24 protein-coding genes and 1 pseudogene are annotated in these 18,255 nt (G+C 34.0%); 2 read left to right on the top strand and 23 right to left on the bottom strand.

The features are described 5' to 3' along the window. Positions 1–2: 2 nt before the first annotated feature. The 12 genes and pseudogenes from ABH968_RS06320 to ABH968_RS06265 all read right to left on the bottom strand — a co-directional run bounded on the left by ABH968_RS06320 (position 3) and on the right by ABH968_RS06265 (position 6,668). Positions 3–743 (bottom strand): peptidoglycan recognition protein family protein, encoded by a 741-nt coding sequence (locus ABH968_RS06320; protein WP_370043171.1) that lies wholly within the window; start codon positions 741–743, stop codon positions 3–5. Further along, complete coding sequence (locus tag ABH968_RS06315) at positions 743–1,234, bottom strand: phage holin family protein (protein ID WP_370043170.1); 492 nt, start codon at positions 1,232–1,234, stop codon at positions 743–745. The genes ABH968_RS06320 and ABH968_RS06315 overlap by 1 nt, the downstream gene beginning before the upstream one ends. A 202-nt stretch (positions 1,235–1,436) precedes the next feature. Then, positions 1,437–2,072, bottom strand: coding sequence for a CatB-related O-acetyltransferase (locus ABH968_RS06310; protein WP_370043169.1), 636 nt, complete (start codon positions 2,070–2,072; stop codon positions 1,437–1,439). A 187-nt stretch (positions 2,073–2,259) separates the two neighbouring features. Further along, positions 2,260–2,409, bottom strand: a complete 150-nt coding sequence (locus ABH968_RS06305) for a hypothetical protein (RefSeq protein WP_370043168.1) — start codon at positions 2,407–2,409, stop codon at positions 2,260–2,262. Positions 2,410–2,434: 25 nt separating this feature from the next. Continuing rightward, positions 2,435–2,953 (bottom strand): annotated as a pseudogene (locus ABH968_RS06300) (terminase large subunit domain-containing protein); the annotation flags it as partial. Between the two features lie 71 nt (positions 2,954–3,024). After that, positions 3,025–3,573: a P27 family phage terminase small subunit gene (locus ABH968_RS06295; protein ID WP_483308117.1), complete on the bottom strand. Its 549-nt coding sequence runs from the start codon at positions 3,571–3,573 to the stop codon at positions 3,025–3,027. A 149-nt stretch (positions 3,574–3,722) separates the two neighbouring features. Next, positions 3,723–4,031 (bottom strand): hypothetical protein, encoded by a 309-nt coding sequence (locus ABH968_RS06290; RefSeq protein WP_370043167.1) that lies wholly within the window; start codon positions 4,029–4,031, stop codon positions 3,723–3,725. A 1-nt stretch (position 4,032) separates the two neighbouring features. Continuing rightward, a complete protein-coding gene (locus tag ABH968_RS06285) occupies positions 4,033–4,353 on the bottom strand; it encodes an HNH endonuclease (protein ID WP_370043166.1) in 321 nt (106 codons plus the stop codon). A 61-nt stretch (positions 4,354–4,414) separates the two neighbouring features. Further along, entirely contained in the window at positions 4,415–4,786 is a 372-nt protein-coding gene (locus ABH968_RS06280) for a hypothetical protein (RefSeq protein ID WP_370043165.1), read from the bottom strand. Between the two features lie 157 nt (positions 4,787–4,943). Continuing rightward, positions 4,944–5,120: a sigma factor-like helix-turn-helix DNA-binding protein gene (locus ABH968_RS06275; RefSeq protein ID WP_370043164.1), complete on the bottom strand. Its 177-nt coding sequence runs from the start codon at positions 5,118–5,120 to the stop codon at positions 4,944–4,946. Between the two features lie 14 nt (positions 5,121–5,134). After that, positions 5,135–5,785 carry an AAA family ATPase gene (locus ABH968_RS06270; protein ID WP_370043163.1) on the bottom strand — a complete coding sequence of 217 codons (651 nt, stop codon included), beginning with the start codon at positions 5,783–5,785 and terminating at the stop codon, positions 5,135–5,137. A 271-nt stretch (positions 5,786–6,056) separates the two neighbouring features. After that, a complete protein-coding gene (locus tag ABH968_RS06265; protein WP_370043162.1) occupies positions 6,057–6,668 on the bottom strand; it encodes a Type 1 glutamine amidotransferase-like domain-containing protein in 612 nt (203 codons plus the stop codon). Positions 6,669–6,900: 232 nt separating this feature from the next. Here ABH968_RS06265 and ABH968_RS06260 point away from each other — a divergent pair, with 232 nt between their 5' ends. Beyond that, positions 6,901–7,455: a hypothetical protein gene (locus ABH968_RS06260; RefSeq protein WP_370043161.1), complete on the top strand. Its 555-nt coding sequence runs from the start codon at positions 6,901–6,903 to the stop codon at positions 7,453–7,455. Positions 7,456–8,099: 644 nt separating this feature from the next. On the opposite strand, the gene ABH968_RS06255 is transcribed toward ABH968_RS06260, so the two are convergent. From ABH968_RS06255 to ABH968_RS06235, 5 genes are all read right to left on the bottom strand, one after another. After that, a complete protein-coding gene (locus ABH968_RS06255; protein ID WP_370043160.1) occupies positions 8,100–8,333 on the bottom strand; it encodes a helix-turn-helix domain-containing protein in 234 nt (77 codons plus the stop codon). A gap of 213 nt (positions 8,334–8,546) precedes the next feature. Continuing rightward, the gene (locus ABH968_RS06250; RefSeq protein ID WP_370043159.1) at positions 8,547–9,086 is read right to left on the bottom strand and encodes a hypothetical protein; all 540 of its coding nucleotides are present in this window, start codon (positions 9,084–9,086) and stop codon (positions 8,547–8,549) included. A 987-nt stretch (positions 9,087–10,073) separates the two neighbouring features. Continuing rightward, positions 10,074–10,436 carry a hypothetical protein gene (locus ABH968_RS06245; protein WP_370043158.1) on the bottom strand — a complete coding sequence of 121 codons (363 nt, stop codon included), beginning with the start codon at positions 10,434–10,436 and terminating at the stop codon, positions 10,074–10,076. Between the two features lie 92 nt (positions 10,437–10,528). Beyond that, complete coding sequence (locus tag ABH968_RS06240) at positions 10,529–11,443, bottom strand: helix-turn-helix transcriptional regulator (protein ID WP_370043157.1); 915 nt, start codon at positions 11,441–11,443, stop codon at positions 10,529–10,531. Continuing rightward, positions 11,440–11,547: a helix-turn-helix domain-containing protein gene (locus tag ABH968_RS06235; RefSeq protein WP_370043156.1), complete on the bottom strand. Its 108-nt coding sequence runs from the start codon at positions 11,545–11,547 to the stop codon at positions 11,440–11,442. Before ABH968_RS06235 ends, ABH968_RS06240 begins: the two co-directional genes overlap by 4 nt. A gap of 1,101 nt (positions 11,548–12,648) precedes the next feature. On the opposite strand from ABH968_RS06235, the gene ABH968_RS06230 reads away from it, so the two are divergent. Next, positions 12,649–12,858, top strand: coding sequence for an excalibur calcium-binding domain-containing protein (locus ABH968_RS06230; RefSeq protein ID WP_370043414.1), 210 nt, complete (start codon positions 12,649–12,651; stop codon positions 12,856–12,858). 264 nt (positions 12,859–13,122) lie between these two features. Here ABH968_RS06230 and ABH968_RS06225 read toward each other — a convergent pair whose 3' ends face one another. From ABH968_RS06225 to ABH968_RS06200, 6 genes are all read right to left on the bottom strand, one after another. Then, positions 13,123–13,674, bottom strand: coding sequence for a hypothetical protein (locus ABH968_RS06225; protein ID WP_370043155.1), 552 nt, complete (start codon positions 13,672–13,674; stop codon positions 13,123–13,125). A gap of 20 nt (positions 13,675–13,694) precedes the next feature. Then, positions 13,695–13,940, bottom strand: a complete 246-nt coding sequence (locus tag ABH968_RS06220; RefSeq protein WP_483308120.1) for a tyrosine-type recombinase/integrase — start codon at positions 13,938–13,940, stop codon at positions 13,695–13,697. A gap of 394 nt (positions 13,941–14,334) precedes the next feature. Further along, a complete protein-coding gene (locus ABH968_RS06215; RefSeq protein ID WP_370043154.1) occupies positions 14,335–15,012 on the bottom strand; it encodes a class I SAM-dependent methyltransferase in 678 nt (225 codons plus the stop codon). Between the two features lie 422 nt (positions 15,013–15,434). Beyond that, positions 15,435–16,157, bottom strand: coding sequence for a DUF2278 family protein (locus tag ABH968_RS06210; protein WP_370043153.1), 723 nt, complete (start codon positions 16,155–16,157; stop codon positions 15,435–15,437). Between the two features lie 89 nt (positions 16,158–16,246). After that, the gene (locus ABH968_RS06205; protein ID WP_370043413.1) at positions 16,247–17,389 is read right to left on the bottom strand and encodes a retropepsin-like aspartic protease; all 1,143 of its coding nucleotides are present in this window, start codon (positions 17,387–17,389) and stop codon (positions 16,247–16,249) included. Between the two features lie 376 nt (positions 17,390–17,765). Then, positions 17,766–17,891 (bottom strand): hypothetical protein, encoded by a 126-nt coding sequence (locus tag ABH968_RS06200; protein ID WP_370043152.1) that lies wholly within the window; start codon positions 17,889–17,891, stop codon positions 17,766–17,768. Positions 17,892–18,255 lie beyond the last annotated feature (364 nt).

Genomic DNA, 18,255 nt, shown 5'->3' with positions numbered 1-18,255 from the left:
ATTTATGCAGCTACAACATTTGCAACTTGTGCAAGTTTAGCCGTTTTAATTTTATTTGCTCCAGCTTGTGCTGCAGCCATTCCAGTAAACGTTCCTGTTTTAACACGCCATTCAGATCCGTCTTGCTCAATATATGCTACCCAACTAAAGCGATATTTTAACACATCAAGTACATTTTCAGCTGCTTGTATTGTGCTATATGTGCCTGTTAAAACACGACATTTTTTGTTGTCTGTATTTGGTTTCGGTGTTTGTGTAGTACCAGCATTCTGAATCATCTTCAAGAAATCGCTCCATGGGACGTTACCTGAACGGATCTCTCGAGGACAGTTCTTGCCACTATAATGATTGTGCTGTACTACATCATCTATAGTAAGCTTCTCATCCTTCAATATTTTAGCAATTAATGCGGCAGTATTCTCGAGGGTTTTCTTGTAATTACCATCGGCATTTACACAAGTCTCCACGTGTATACCTTCCAGATTCCCTTTATCGTTACCCGCAGCCCAGCAAGACCATTCATGCAAGAACGACTGAACTGCTTCCTTTTCATCTACTGACCAGTGCCAAGAAGCTGAACGACTATTACCGTTATACTGTAGACGAGCATGAGCATCAGCATCTGCACCAGTTCGGTAGTTATCTGTTCCATGAACTACTACCTTTTTCTTCTTATTGATTCCACCATAAGTAACCTTCTTAGCTTGAGCTTCAGGAACTAATTTTTGGCGTATTACTACCATTAAACATCACTCTCTTTCTTCATTTTTCGTTCTTCAGCACGTGCAAGCTTCGCTTCAATTTCACTACGTACCCAATCTGTTAACTTTGTTAAAATCCAATCTGGCACCCATTGTCCCCAACCTGCACGAATAGCGTTAGCAGTCATCGATTGAATAATGTGATACAACAAACCAGCTGCTAATAGACCAAATACCACTCCTGGAGCACCGAAAATCATATCTAACAAATGTCCACCTGCAGGTAAAAGTAATAAAAAGAAGCTACGGAATAAACCATCGATACCATACGATGAACCGTAACTTTTATCTTTCTTACTTGCACGAACTCCACTAATCCAATCCATTATTAAAAAGAAAAAGAGTGCGGTCATCGTATACATTACGACTTCGCCCTCTCCATACAAAAATTCAAATATTGGTAAAAAAATAGCACCTACAAAACTAGCTATTAATCTTTGCATATTTTCCATTACAACACTTCCTTTTCTCATAATAAAAGCCCTCCACAAATTGTGTGGAAGGCTAATTCCCAAGCTTTTGGGAAAATAAAAAACACCTTCAATTTGAAAGTGTTTAATAAATCAAAATATTTTTCTTTCTAATGATAATATAGCTTTTTAATTTCTATGTTATAAAAGCAGTAATAACAGAAATAGAATTCAATTTTCTTACTGCCTGGTTAACAGTTTTTTATTATGACTTTATCAGTTCCTTTAAAGCACTCATATTATTGCCTGTCAAAACGGGAATGAATTCTGTTATTTTTTCTATATCCCAGTTCCACCACTTAATGATATTGAGAATATCAATTATTTCCTCCTCAAATCTATAGCGTATTAATTTAGCTGGATTGCCTCCAACAATTGAATAAGACGGAACATCTTTCGTTACAACAGAATTTGTGGCTATTATAGCTCCATCACCTATCTTAACACCAGGCATTATGGTAGCATTATAACCTATCCAAACATCATTCCCTATAACTGTATCACCTTTGAATCCACCACTTAAATTCTCTAAACCAACTTCCCAATCTCCACCAAATGCTCCAAAAGGAAACGTTGTAAAAGAATTTGTATTATGATTTGCACCATTCATAATAAATTTGACATTGGATGCAATAGCGCAAAATTTTCCAATTTTCAGTTTATCTCCTATAAAGTCAAAATGATAAAGGACATTTTTTTCAAAACCCAAAGGATTATTATGATCGTCATAATACGTGTAATCCCCAATTTCAATATTTGGATTAACCACTACATTCTTTAAAAAACATAGGCTTCTGATATTTTCCATGGGGAAAACACTTTTTATATCGGGACCACTCATTTTGCGACACTCCTAAAAATATATTTATTAGCTATTGAATAGGTGTTTATTTAGCATTAAGGGTATTAAAATGGTGTGTTGTTTTCATTTAATAAATCCCTCCCTTTCATCTACATAATTAATTCGACAAAAGGAAAGGATTTCCTCTTGACAATAAAAATAACGTTAAGCTCCGCTTGCGTTTCTCTTAAACCATATTTGCATACTCACTCCAGGACAGTACGTTTAGTTCTTCTTGCTTTGAATATAGATAATCAAGCATCTTTTTAAACTTTTCTGTTGGATATTTCATTTCATCTGCATTTACATCTTCTACTTTATGAAGTAGGAAAATCACCGTTGCCCCTGTTTCTATTACATAATCAATTCTTGCAGATGGATGATTGATTCTGCATGCGATCATATTCTAATTCAAGCATCAAATCAGGTAAATGCATAATCAATGGATTTGCTTTTTCCCACATGCGCTTTTCATGTACTTCTTCTGGATCGTCTAGTCTGCACATAAACGGAAATAAACGAGAATTTGGTATCTCACCACGAAGTACTTGTTCTGCCTCTTCTTTCATCTGATCTAGAAATCCATCTCGAACATTTCCGTCAGTTGTTAAATAAATCCGACGAGCTCTTGGTACTTTCCCTAAACCAGATGTAAATACTTTAATATTATCTTCCGTTTCATAGGCGTGGATTTCATCGAACACAACAATTCCTGGTCGGAATCCATCTTTTGTTTTTGCATTATTTGTATAATAGCTAACTTCAGATTTCGTTTTGATGTGACGAATCACTTGCCTTGTTTTTTTGAAATGTTTTTTGAATATCTTCCAGTGATCTTCTAATACATCAAATAAATCGTTAAACGATGTCTTAGCTTGTTTTTCGGATGTGCAGTGGTGAAATTTTAGTCAGTAAAGATGTAGCTGCATTAATCGAATTAGTAGAGCAGAAATTAACACAAGAAAATGTGTGGATTGATGAAGGTGCTATTAACCAAGCGATTGTCATCATCCTCACCTTCTATTTTAATCTCACTTGTTTTAAGTCCCAGTTCACTTAATATTTTAAGCATTTGTGCATTCGTTTTATTGAGCTCGCCAATGCTATCATTTTTCTTTTCACCGCGAGCACCTGGAACTGTGACACCTCGCTCTTGAATATCCTCAATGAGCATGTTTTTCACATCCCACATAGCTAGGTAATCATCAAATAAATCCATAAAGTGTGCCTGGGTTGCTCCCATTTCAAAAAGTTGCTCTCGAAGATCCTTTTCAATCCTTCTACGCAACTTTTTATTACCTGGTACTAACTCAACGATTTCGGGTGCAATTGTTACCGCTTCTTGCCCACTTTCTTGTGTGCACTGCTCCTTCTTCTCTTTCCACTTGTATCGCTTGTACCAGGATTTTACCGTATTTTCCTTGACGTTGTATTTTCCTGCAATGTCCTTATATTTCATACCTTCAAGCCAATCTTCAAATGCTAATTCATGACTTTGCACCCTTACCGCCCACCTTTCCTATTGCATATTTATACATCAACAATTTAGTGTGCATGTTGTCGCGCGGAAATCTGAAAAATATATTCATTCCTGAACCCTACTCGTTGAACATTTCCCTTAATAAATTGCGAATTTTTTTACCCGGGGTGTTATTTTACATACTTCAAATGTTGATCAGCGAATTCCACAATGTAATTCACTTCATCAGCTATAATTCGTAACAGTTCACACGTGAATTGAAGTTTATCAGCTGATTTTAATTGCTCACGCACTTTATCTACTGTCATGTGCTTACACTTACGAGCGTTAACACAATCTCTTATTTGCTTGTATCGATAGTAAGCATAGCGAGTGAAAGCATTCAGCATGTCTCGCTCATACCAATCACGTTGTGAGTTCGTAATGACTGCATCTATAATCTCTGTGTCATATGTCCATGTCCCATCAGTTAGATTCATGCTACCACCTCTCTTCATTGGTAAACTTAGGCGCCCTCGTTGACTCTAGACGATCATGTACATCGTTATGGCACTTAATCCATAAGCACTGTAGGTTACTTAAAGTTAAGGATAGATGTGGATGAGTCTTCACTTCTTTCAAATGATGAACGTTCTCTGCTTTGTGATAACCACCAGCTGCCTTGCATAGTTGACATTCGTAATTGTCTCGCTTCAATGCTTGTTGTCTTAATGTCATCCACTCTTTTGATTTATAAAATTTCATTAACTCACAGTTATAGATGAATGAGATTAGCTTCTGTTTACGTTCCTCTTTAATCATTGTTCATCCCTCACAATTAAATACATAATAAAAAGCTATCTCGAAATGAGATAGCTTATAGCTACAACATTGGTTTGAATAAAAGAAAACCATAGGCTAACCCTTTTACTCCATAGAACAGACTTGGAGCGAGTATGAACCATGCCAATTTTTCATCCAATTCTTCAACCTTTTCTTTACTAGTCTTTTTCTCTATAACTTTTTCTATTAACAAAGCAATGATAATAATCATACCTGCCAGTAGTAATGAAGAAATCATTTTCCACATTAATGAAGAAGCTAAGAAAAGATAGACTTCTGGGAACAGTATGAAATCGAAAATAGGTATGAGCCAATCTATTATTGTTCCATCTAAAATGTTCTCAATTGATGGTTGTTCGTTTGTTAGTTGCCTTTTAACTTCTTTAATAATTTCCTTTAAAAAATCTCTCATTATCTATTCACCCACAACTCATATTTTGTTTCCAATTATTTCTACGGAATTGGAGGTGAAAAGTTTCGTTGTAGATTTCAATACCACCTATCAAGGTATAATAAAAAGCCACACCTTGTTAGATGTGACCTTGTAGTGTTGACGTCTCCGCAAACGTCTATTCATTTGTGATTGCCTGTTTCTTCATCTGTAAATATATCACGACTTGGCAAGCATGGTTGTTACCTTGTGATACCACCTTACGAATATAGCCATAAGAATACCCCAATTTATCTGCAATCTCTTGATATGTCATTCCATCGATAAAGCGAAGCTTCGCGATTCTATATTCCAATCCTTCTAGCTTTTCTACGTTCTCACGAATTTCTTTTTCAATTGATTGATATGTTCAAGTTTAGTTTCTAATGAAGCAATGCGTCTTAAAATATATATTAATTTTCTTTGTAAATCAGGATGTAAATAAATTTCCGGTTCATCTATAACTAATAAATCAGCATTTTTATTTTTTATAATATGCGTCAGTAATTGTAGCCAAATTTGGAACCCGTTACCTGCAAAATTAATTTCTCTATCTATCCTATCTTCCGAATAGAACATATGAATAGTGTTAGATAAATAACTTTCCTTTTCAGGTGCTTGTAAAACTACTCCATTCCAAGTATCTTTTACTGTGTTTTTAAATAGCTCAAATTCATCTTTATCATAATACAAAATATTTCTAAATAACCTAGATGCTCTCTTACTATTAGACCAATATTTAATGTGATTTATATCATGAATCTCTTCTTCTAATGGACCTAACATAGGGACTATTTGAATATTTATCGGAAATTCCTCTTTAAATTTTTTCGCAGTTTTTATATTTCGTTCAAAATTAATATAAAGAATTGGCTCTCTGTCCCTAGAAAACTCTATTATTAAAGATTTATTTTCTTCAAATATGTACTCCAATAATGTAACTTTATCATTATAATCACTATGAACATATTCAATTTTCACAGGTAAGCTATTTATCGGAATATAATAGCCTTCAACTATTTTACCTTGTGAATTTGTTAATACTTTAGGTTTATATCTCAGAGGATGAAAATTACACAAAAGAACAAATTAGAGAACACATAAATTTCATGGAACAATGGTTTGATTCAAAAATCGAGCTTTTAAATTAATATAGTGGAGAGGAAAAACTCCTCTCCGAAATAAGTCTAACTTTTCAGGTTCAGTACACGGAAAGTGTGACTTCTTTATATCCGACATTTCTTTTAGATACTTAAACAATTTCAATATCATTATCTCGAACTAAAATTACTTGAGAATTAGATATCGGAGTCAGTGGAATTTTATTGTTATAATTAGTAATTACCTCGTCAATCATACTACTAAAGTATTCATGTCCAAAATGAGGAACAGGATATGATGAAATCAGATTTAAACCCATAGTTGTTTCTAAATGCGGCGCTTTACTCATTTCATCCATATATTTTACATATTCAATATCAGGTGCCATTATAATTGAACCAGCGGACTCACCTATATATAGCTTACCAGAACCAACTTGTTCAATAATTAATTGATCTATCCCTGACCTTTTTAACTCTTGAAGTAAGAAAAATGTATTTCCTCCAGATACATATATAAAATCATTTTTCCTCAATATTTCTTCTGCTTCATATTTATCAACTTTTGATATTTCGAATATTTCTACAATCATTCCCAACTCTTCAAAGGCTGTTTTTGCAGAATCTACATAATGTACTTCCTCTTCAACTAAACTTGCAGTTGGAATAAAAGTAACTCTTTTTCCTTCAATGTTGTCTCCGACGAAATCTTTCAAAAAATGACTAGTATCATAAAACGAAGAAGATAAAAACATTTTTTTCATAAAGCGCCTCCTAAAATAAGAACTAATGTTTCTGTTTTTATAGTAGCAGACTTTTTAAAAAAATCAAACATTAATCTACTTTCCATCCCCCTCTACTTATATATAATAGTGCAAATGGAAGGTTGTGGCCGGCTCTTCTTTGAGAATAAGATAACTAATTACAGTTGTCTGTTTTTCACATGTGCTTTTCACGCTATATTTCCTATAATGGAAATATAGAGGGGGTTACACAATGAAAAAATTAATCTACATAGGAACCATGTCTGCACTATTACTTTCAGCTTGTGGTGAAGAAAAAGCTGAAGAAACAGATAAGGCTCAGGAAGAATTAGATAAAGCGAAAGAAAAGGAGGCTGAACAAGCTAATAAAGAGGAAGAACGAAAAGCTAAAGAAGCTGAGGAAAAGGCTCTTTCTGAACAGAAAACAAAAGAGGAAACTAGAGACATAACAGAGAAAAAAATTTCCGCAGATGAAGCAAAAGGAATACTTGAGTATTCAGGTATGGGTGAGAACGATAAATTAATTAGTTTAACCGTCGAAAATGGCGAGATTAAAGCAGTAATAGACTTAGCGCCAAACAAATTCAATTTACCACCAGAAGATATTGCTGTGTCTATGTACAGTCAAGCATCCGATGCGTTACTAGAAGAAGAAGGTTGGAAAACATTAACGATAGAATATGTTGATATTGGGACAGTATCTATGAATATATCTGAAAAACAATCAAATGAACTCGGCATGTATAATTTCCCGGTATCCATCATAACAGGAAGGTTGAAGCAATAATTTAGTCCACTTAAATGAGTGGCTTTTTTCGGAAAGTGGTTACTCAGGTTAGGAAATAAGAAATAATTTCCCGGGTAAGCGCAAGAAATGACAAGCCTAGTCTTATATTCCAGCACTAAGCGACTGATTTTATCATTATTCTTCGCCTGTCTGAAAGTCCAAGTAGGCAATAAAACGAACGTTTGTAGGTACATTGTTCATCCAATTCCACCGCCTAATCTAGTAAATCCTCAATTTCGAATGTAATTTCTAACTTCTTTGCTGCCCGACAGTATTCAGACTTATCACATCAATGTTTTTTACGTCCTAACTTCACTGCTTGGTAACGTCGTTCGAACGTATTACTCTATTTTCGGTGCACCATAACGGCCGTCACTTTCCTTATGAATGACGCGAATGCGTGCGAGTAGCTTTTCATTGGCGACATGATAGCTGTTCGGCTTTTTGTGAAATGATTGATAATACGTACTTTTAGGCATTTTTAAAATGCGACACATCAATTGGACGGGTTGATGCTCGCTTTCTTTCGTAATATGGTCGATCAGTTCTTGGTCTTCTATTTTTGCGCGAATATGGTCATAGCCTTTTTTAGGATATCTACCTCTTGTTTTAAGCGAAGGTTTTCCTTCTGGATAACAGCTACTTCAGCTGCAGTTAACTCCCCCAGTTCCTTCAATTGGAGAATGGATTTTAATCCATTTATAAATTGTGACTTCTGACACACCATATTCGCTAGCTAATTGATTGACCGGCGTACCCGAACGATAAAGTTCGACTACTGTTTGTTTGAATTCTTTATTGTACTTTTTTGACTCATGGTCGGACACGTCCTCTCTTATGCTCAATTCTATTGATTTAACCGAGGTATGTCCACTCATCTATAATACATCCAACTAGTCCATTACTGGCTCTGCTTTATTTAATTCCATTAATCCTGTGCCTCCTGCTCACTCGCGGTAAACCCATTAATTTATAAAGATGTAATTTACATCTAATCAAATTTTAACAACCACGGCCGATTTTTTAAAACTATTTGGTCAGACATGGAAAAAAGGTCAGTTTCTTATGAAGATAATCGACCTTTCTTATAATTAGCTTACTTTAATCAGGTTAATTGAAGCAGCTAGAGCGGGACCATCGCAAGTACTGAAGGGGGTTACCTGTACATTTCTTAATTGGACAGTTCCACCGGCAGGGATAAATATAATTGTTCCTCCAGAAACTGGTGTGCATAAAGCCCTATCGGCTTCGAGGTCTTGAACACCATATCTAGTTTGAATAGGATTGACCTCACTTCCATTCACAAATACTCCCATAAGTGCATCAAGGGCAGTACTTGAATCAAGTTCCACAAGTGCATAGTAATCAATATAATAATCACCAGCCTGGGCGACTTCAATCGTAACTGTATCAGGATTCAAAGTTATTCCAGCCGTTCGTCCAGTACCGTTCCATCGCATTGGTTGATTAGCGTTAAGCGTTACGGGATTTACCCGAAAGAAATTTCCATATGCCGGTGTTGCCTGTGGGGGGATTTTCCCTATATCTATTGCTTTAAATACTTCTGATACCGGAACAACATCACTACATGGTTCACAATGGCTGAATGAACGTTTTTTACGTGAACTCAAAAAAACGCCTCCTTTTTTATGTGTTCTAGTAATTTATTCAAACTATTTTTTTTAGTGTGTACATTTGATTTTCGTACGCATTTACTCAACAATTTCTTTGGAATTTTGACGAATATCAATTGTTCTTTTTTGAATTGCGCTATTCTGTTATTTGCATCAGATATTTCATTGGAAGTAAGTTTTATATAGCTTGTATTACTCAAACCAATTGGTTTTGAATAACCGAACAATGCAAACCATTCTCCATCACCGTGAAAATTAGCTTCTGTTGTTAATATATCTTTTACTTCATTTGCTTTAGGTAAATAAATGTTCCAATTACTTTCGAGTACTTCATATTCATTTGGGAGTAGACTATTAATTAGTAAAGTACATCCTGAAAACAATAATATAATTGCTACAAATAACGCAATTAACCATTTTTTAACAAAATCACTTAGATTTAAAGACGACTGTCTTTTATTATGATTGCATAGTGTCTATTTTTTTACTGACTGAAAATTTATATGTATAGAAATCATAGTATGGCAAAGCATGAGTTGGTAGGGAAATGGAAAATGTGCAACAAATTAGATTGACCGTTATAAGAGCTGAATAGCAACCTCTTAGAAGCGTTTAACGAGCCTGTGAGCGTTGATAGTGAAGTAGAGAAATCATTTACATAGGTTTCTAATCGTTGCTACAAAGCCATTTGTGAAGCTACAGGAGTGTTTGAGGAAGCATAACAAAAAGACTTGCATACATGAAATTCAATCATAAACGCAAGTCCTTTCTTATTAAACTAAAGCACTTTGCTAGTCCAAGAAGGTTTGTTCTTTGTTCGGTTTGATGTATAAATCAATTCTTTCTTTAGCACTTTCACTCTTACCCCACAATTAGTTACCGCACCAGTATGCACTACTAGGGGTCAGTGTATCATCTGTACAGAGAATCCAATAGAAACCCGAACAACATTTAAATAATACTCAAAGTTGTTCGGGTTCAGTTTTAACTATTCTTTTTTTCTATTGTGATGATCATTTTTCCTTGTTCTAAAAAATAATTTCCATTGGCCATCTTACTTTTCAACTCTCCAGAAGTGACGCCTTCAGCAAAGATTCCTTTTTCTTCAAAGAACATACTATCAACTATTTTATTATCTGAACTTTCAAAAAAGCTGTATCCAATAAAAGTTGATGTTGATTTATGGATATCTTCTTTATTATATTCCGAATAAAAAATCGTATAGTTTGAATGCAAGATCCCATTAAATTCTCCTTCGATTGAATATTCAGCTGTTGCTTGAGCAATGGAATGAACGGGTTCTGTTTCTGTCCAATTTAAAAGATTTAAGTCGCTTTTCAGTACCATAGTTATTTCATCTTCTTTCGTTAGAATTTGCGGAGTTAGTAACAACTCTTAAAAATAATATACCATCACTAACCTGACAACTAATTGTCAAGTTAGGTAAAATAAATTCGAGTCATTTTTTCTATATGAGCCATTATTTTATTTTTAAAACTTTTGGGCGAAAGGACTTCGACCTGGGATCCAAAACTAAGAATTAACTTTACAACCCACTCTTCATCAGGATAAGAAATTCTAACTAGTAAATGGTCAACGCCACTTTTATCAATGTTTGTTTCGGGAAACGAATCAAACACCTCTTGAGAACTGGTTAGAGGGAATCGTAAAACTATATCGATTTTAACTATTTCTGATTCTAATGATTTCATCCAATTTGAAAATCCCTGATAACCGTCTAAGTATTCAAAGGATTCGGTAAATACTGAATTTCCAACTTTCAGTTCATGTATTCGAGATAAACGATAAAATTTTGGTTTCGTCTCATTTTCTGGCCAACCGAACAGGTACCAACTCAAATGATAGAAGAATACTTGAATTGGTTTTACTTTTTTAGTTTCAAGCTGTTCTTTTTTTGCATAAGAAAAAGTAAGACACTTTTTATCTTTAATCGCTTGTCGAATATCGGTTACCTTAACTCCGTCCTTGTTATTTAAGAAAGAAAAATCAATTGAATTTTCTGGTTTGGACTCATTAAGTAAGGTTATTTTTGCAAGGATATTCTGTAATGCCTTGTCAGTATGTAAAGTCATCGTACTCGTTAGTGCTTCCTTGATTAGACGTAAATCCTCTTCTGTAAAGTAACTATGAGGAAAATAATAACCTTCGATTAGGCGATATCCCCCGAGATTTCCTTGTTCAGCATAGATTGGAAATCCAGCAAGTGATAGAGTATCCATATCTCGATAAACTGTTCGGGTTGAGACAGCCAAATGTTTGGCAACTTCCTCAGCAGTTACTTTTTGCTTGTTCAATAAAATAAATATAATTTTTAATAAGCGCTCTATTTTCATAAGTATCCCCTATTTTTTCTTTTATCAAGTGCTCGATACAAGGTTGATTTCGATAATTTTGTTATGGCACAAATTTTCTTTATTGTCATATCGCCCTCAAGCAACAATTAACATATATTAACTTATTCAATGCCATTCCCTAAAACCCTTCTTCTTCAACTAAACTACACCGTTAGCCTTCCATGTAGCTAAAAAATCAACGCTACACCACAGAAAATGAAAGATTATTACGTTCTTTCATGGGAGTTCAAGTACATTTCTTCACAATCTTTACATCAAATTATAGGTTTCATTATTATATATACTACTGTTTTTAATTGCCTTTCACCCACACTTTTATAAAGATTTTTCATTTACTTTATCATTCGTCTCCAATAAAATGTAAATAAATACATATAAAAGAGGTAACAAAATGAATCCATGGATAAAGACCATTCTGGGTGTAGTTATAATATTCGGCTTCAGTATAACATTAAATCAATTGATGGAACCTGGTATTCTAAGCACTATGCTAAAAAGCTTAGTTATTTTAATTGTAATACTTGTAAATAATTTCACTAACAATAAAAATACAGAACACAAAATAAACCAAGATAGCCATTAAGCTATCTTGGTCTTAGTTTTTCATTTAGCAACATACTTAACCTGCAACTTTCCTAACTCTGTTTGTAACGTTCTCACACCCTCACACCTCAAATAAAATTCAAAGCGCCACCGACTAAAAGGTAATTCAGCTGTTTGTCAGTGCCCCCGGTATTTTCCGTAAAAGCTTTATTTAATCAATTAAGTTAGATGCTGTAATATTCACCGTTGAAATCGTCTATACTTTTATGTCAAAAAATTTATCATCTTTAAAACCCTCGAATCTATCATTTAAAGTTATAGTATTCCTAATAATTCACATTTACATTATTAATTTTAAAGATTGCTTTAAAAGGAACATCATTATATCCTTCTTAACAGCCATCATTGTAAATATAAAACAATAATGGATATTGTTTTTTCACAAACATAATAGTAATATTTACTCAAGGTCATTAAACCTATTGTTTTACATCAATTAACAATAATAAAGAAAAATCAACTTAAATTACTATTGTTATTATGTATTTCATTATAAAACGATAAAAATAATTCTAGGAGGAACATTTATGAAAAAATTAGCTACTTCAATTATCGCAGGTGCATTATTAATCGGTGGAACAATGAGCATCCCGACACCAATAGAGGCAGCAGCGAAAACATACAAAAATTGCGCAGAGTTAAATAAAGACTACAAAGGTGGCGTTGCTAAGGATGCCAATGTGAAAAACAAAGGTGGAAAGACAAAATACAAACCTTTTGTATCAGCTGAACTATATAAAGCAAATGCTTCGAAAGATCGTGACAAAGATGGTATTGCTTGCGAGAGATAAAGTTTGTAATACCGTTAAGGTGAATAATATGACTATATTTTAAGTTCCCGATTAACTTACCTTGGCTGAAACTGAGGTGGACCTTCATTACATTGATGCTTGCAAAATTCACTGCCCGCTTGATGATTAATCCTCAAAACGTTAATCAATTCCTTATTGCATCAACGTTTACAAAGTTTTTTTGGTTCAAGTTGGTTCAAATCAGCTTAAACCGCATAAAGAACTTAACAGATTTAAAGCATCAGCATCTTGCTGGTGCTTTTTTTATACACACGGAATCCAATATTCAGACTGATAATTCTTCCTTAAATAATCCCGTCCATTGGATTCATCAATAAACTCGATTAATAGTCTTAGAATAATAAATTGAGCTGCAACTGAGTTCACCGCGTTTAATAAGTTTCCTTTTGTGACATTTTTAATTCTATCGTGTTTAATTGATTGATAATCTTTCCACCAATTCAAATTAGCATATAGTTTTGAAGCTTCAATATTTTCAAATGGAAAAATTACTATATTGTCATCGTTTATCGTTCGTGTACCAGTTGCTAGACCAAAATCATTGCGTTTTTCAATAACTTGGACATAATCTTTCATTTTAAAATACTTACCGTTACTCTCGATGCCGTTATTAATGCAGAGCTGTTTAAATAATGAATCTAGTTCCGAACAAGGTAACAATATAATAGATGCAAACTCATCGGAATACACATTTTTGTTTTTGTCAGAATGTGTTACGTATTGATTTGTTTTTACTAACATATTTTCAATGGACAAATAATATTGCCAATGCATTTCGAATACTGATCTGTTCAAAGATATTATCCTTTCTATACTTAGTTTTCGCTAAAAAAACTTAATAAATTTAAAGCATGTGCATCTTGCTGGTGCTTTTTTTCTGGCATTAATTCCAGATAATAATTTTGTGTGGTTTGAATATTAATGTGACCTAATCGCTTTGAGACATATGCAATATCTATATCTTGAGCAAACAAAAATGATGCGTGAGTATCTCTCAGACCGTGAAAAGTAGTTCTTTTGATGTTAAACTTCTTCAATAACTCAGCTAATGATTGAGGAATATGATGAAGTTGCTGGAAGTCGTTCTCCAGAAGGTCTTCATTATTATGAGATTGAAGGTTAAAAAAGCACAGAGAGTTCTGTGCTTTTCATGTTATAAGCTGTTTTCTTTATTCCCTAATCTGGTCGTTAGCTGAATAAATTGGTTATATAATTTCCGTTAAAAAATAAGATTAAGTCTCCAAATGCCCCAATACAAAAAAATATAAAATAATAACTTGCTATTGTCGCCGTTTTGTTAAATAGTTCCTTGAGTGCTTGAATAAACAACTCGTCAAACTTAAACCAACTTAATATCCAACTAATTAAAAGAAAACTTACAATCATCATTTCCTTTTTCTGCCCCCTTGTTATATGAACTTTTTAGTAAATACATCTTTTCTGTTTATTGATTTCTTAAATCTTTTGCACAATAACAGCTTTTGAAAACGGAAATGTATAAAAAAATTGCTTTATTTCAACGCGATTGGAAACTGAATTCAATATTTGAATGTATTCAGCAGTTTTACTGAAATCAGAAATGACTAATCGACCATTTGGGCTTAAAACTCGCCACATTTCAAGAATCGCCTTCCTTCTTTCTTCAACACTTTTAATGTTATGGACCACGAAGTTTGAGACAACAACATCGAAACTTCCGTCCGAAAATGGAAGTTCTCGAGCGTCGGCCTCCATGATGTCGATTTCTTCCACACTTTCAGCAACCATATTAGCTTGTAGTTTAGCTTTTCCATTCCCTCCTAAATCCCATTTTGACCAAACATCAGTGGCTGTCACCTTACAACCCCTTTGAGATGCGGAAATAGCTAAAAGTCCACGACCTGTTCCCACATCAAGAAGTTCATCACCTGATTTAGCTTGTGCAAGGCTCAAAATCACCTCTCTGTGTGCGATTTTGATTGTTGTTGAGTATGTAAACATCCATAGGCCAGTCACAAGACAAATCAAACCATAGCTCAATACAAATCCATTGACTGAACCAAACACACCCAATAACGTAAATACCAGACCGATAATAATTAAAAAGGCAACCCAAAATGGAGCGTCAACTCCATATCGCATGGTAATTTTCATTTATCTTGACCTCCTTTTCTACCCCTCATACGAAAAGCACTTCATAGTGTTTTCAATAAAATGACATTTATTGCATACTATTTTCCTAATTTCCATATTATAACATTAATACCTTTTTATTTGAAATTAAATTCTTGTATGATCCTTTATTGATTGTATGTAATCTCCATATTAGTTCAGTGACGATTTCATGATTCTATAAGTAGTTTATGTTCATTAGATTTAATTCAATATACTTAAAATTTATCTGTATACTTCTCAAAAAACTAATTTGGGAACAAAAATAGGATAAATGTTGCTGTTTGCTTGCTCTATTGCAAAATCAGCTTCATTTATCCTCTACAAACATTGATATATCAATGTTTTTTTACTCTATTAACTGTGAAGACAACCTAAGATGATCTAATACCGTTTATGCTCAATTAGATTTTTAAAATTTCTATTTCTGATTTTCTATTTATATGGTTACATTCACTAACTGGCTTAGTTGCATGTCCATTGTCATCTGTACACCAAGACTGCGATTGGAATGCAAGAAATATACCAACCCATCTATTTTCTTCCTCAAAATGAATGAGTACACCACCATCTTGCCATATCCCGTCGTCTGTTCTAAAATCCCTACTATTTCCTTGATTCATATGAATATCATGAATGCCTCTACCTGGAGAAAACCCAAAATATTTATCTCTTTCATTTTCAGTTTTAAATTTTTCTCCGTAAGCATAAATTGTAGCTCTTTTAGTCATTGCCTCTTGCATATATTTATTAACATTCTCATTTAAGTCATTGTCTGGTCCATTTTTTGTTGCAGGTAGAGGAATCATTTTTGAGGGATCAAATAAGCCACCACGAATATAATCTAAAGCAATTTCGCGATTTTCACTAGTAACTTCTGTAAATCCTTCTTCGTAATTTGGAATAATTGTTATTTGATTAGAGTTGAAATCTTCACTAACAAAATATAGGACTTCTGAAGGCTTTACCTTAGAGGCAACATTGATCGCAATCCTATAATCTTCCTCACTTTTATCCTTCTTTGTTGCTCGAATATGCACTTCGTAATGAGGCGTCTTATCATATGAATCCACAGTTCTAACGTCAACAACTTTACCTTTTAGCACTCCGTATTTGAATAAGGGCATGAACTATTACCTCCTATAAAGTTATGATAATAAAACCTTATACCAAGATTAAATACAAAGTAATAATTGTTTGACTCTTGGAAGCATCATTAGTTAAATACAAGCTCAAACTTTCTATTCGTATAATCAATCACCATACGCCCATCATTAGCAATATCACTACCAAAAACACCATCTAGCTTGAAAAAAGTAGCAAGATCTGTCAACATCTCTCTCACGTTGTGTAAATTGATTGATTGATTCTCATTCAGATTAACAATTAAACTTTCTATACTGTCTAATTCTCTTTCCTTAACATCACCGAAGCCTCCAGAATGTATCATTCTTTTCGCTATTTTAAGATCATCGATTTTCGACAGGAGCGGTTGTCCAAAATGGGTTTTATTTGCACCTGTGTCTAAACCGAAATACAACGGAACTTGATTCTGACCTTTCACTTTCAAAATCGGATACCCACAGAAGAAAAGATTGTTCTCCACACCTTCTTTTCGTTGCGGTTTCTGAATTATGACCTGTTTTCGTCCATAGTCGATTTCCAGAAAAATATGTTGTATGATATCCCATCCAATGATGCCGTCTACCTGCATTATTTCTTCCGTTTTTGGATTTTGAATCATTAATAAATCATTCGCTAACACCAATGTAGGTTGATTATGAATCGTCAGATCCTGTATGACAAATGAATCGATGATGGCCAAATCGGTACTGAAATTTTGGTTTGTTGAATTTCCAACCTCCAATTCTTCATCTTTCACAATGTTAATATTACAGTCACTTACTAAAGCATTTGAGATGACCGTCATCCCTGCTCCAGTATCTAACCAGAAGCATTTCTTATTTCCATTAATCATTACATCAACCGTTGGAGAGCCAGAGATGCTTAGTTTCATAGGAATACATATTTCATCGTTTAAGAAGGAGAATGTTGTTTGTTCCGACTTACTACAAGCTCTCGCAATTAAACGATTGCTTTTATCTATGCTTTGATCATCAAGAAGGCCGAGTATCTCTAATCGTTTCCATTCGGATTTAGTAAAATAAAGCTCAAATAAAATCTTGGCACAGTCACTTCGCAATGAAAGATCATGAGACTCACAATACAGATTCTTTAAAATTTCTGCAGCCAAATATTCTTTTCCTTCAGTAATTAATGTTAAAGCAGAGGCAAATTCTTTTTGTTCATCATTCATTTCTAAAGTTGCAAAATCAAACTTCTCCATTTTGTCTATCACTTTCAAATTATCCCCTCCCACAAAGAATTTATTTTTCTTTATTACTTCTTCACACTTCCAACAAATTCCTTCTACTTCAACAAAACTTCATCTTTAGTTGAATTATCAAATCTTTTTGAAAAACAAAAAAGCAGCCTTTCGACTACTTCACCATCAAATTTTGTTTCTGACTCTAAATATCGTTGTACTGGAAAACTTCATATGCTTACCAATTGCTCGCATGCTATTCCCATTAAGCAGCCTGTGAAGCGCCTCAATTTTCTCTACCCAATGCACTAATGGGATTCGTTTTTGCGCCTCAGCAACCTTAATGTCATATTGCCAAATGCGATTGTTATTGGAATACTCACGTCACTGCACTTTAATAAATACCGGATCACTGTCCACCACGCGCATTTGGAAGTGTTGGCTCAATGCCATACTTAGCCGCTTTAGCCCCAATGTAGCAGTTATTATCCACTATCGCTACCGGTTGCCTTGCTTCCTCAATAGACTCAATCATCCAGCTATAATCCTCAATCCATTTCAGTAAAATTTTTTACCTTGTTTTGTTCTTTTAACATAGTTTTGCATTCCTATGTATTATCATGCTCATACGTACAAACCTTATAATAAGGTCTTAAACCAATTCTGAGCTGTAGTGTTTGACGACGCTTCGGCTTTTTTATTTTTAATCTATTTCTCAGGCAATGAACTATACAAACAAAGCTATCACGACATATTAATAGTAATGTAAAGCTAATTTAGCCTTACACCTCCGAAGTCTTGTTACTAAGGGTCACTCCTATCCCAAGTGACCCTTTTTTATTGTCTTATCCCACAAAAATATATTTTTTAATGCCTATAGCTGAATAGTTTAACACCCC

Source organism: Lysinibacillus sp. RC79, assembly GCF_041262405.1.
Lineage (GTDB): Bacteria > Bacillota > Bacilli > Bacillales_A > Planococcaceae > Lysinibacillus.
The sequence above is the reverse complement of the archived record's forward strand: the minus strand, read 5'-3'. Positions and strand labels throughout refer to the sequence as shown.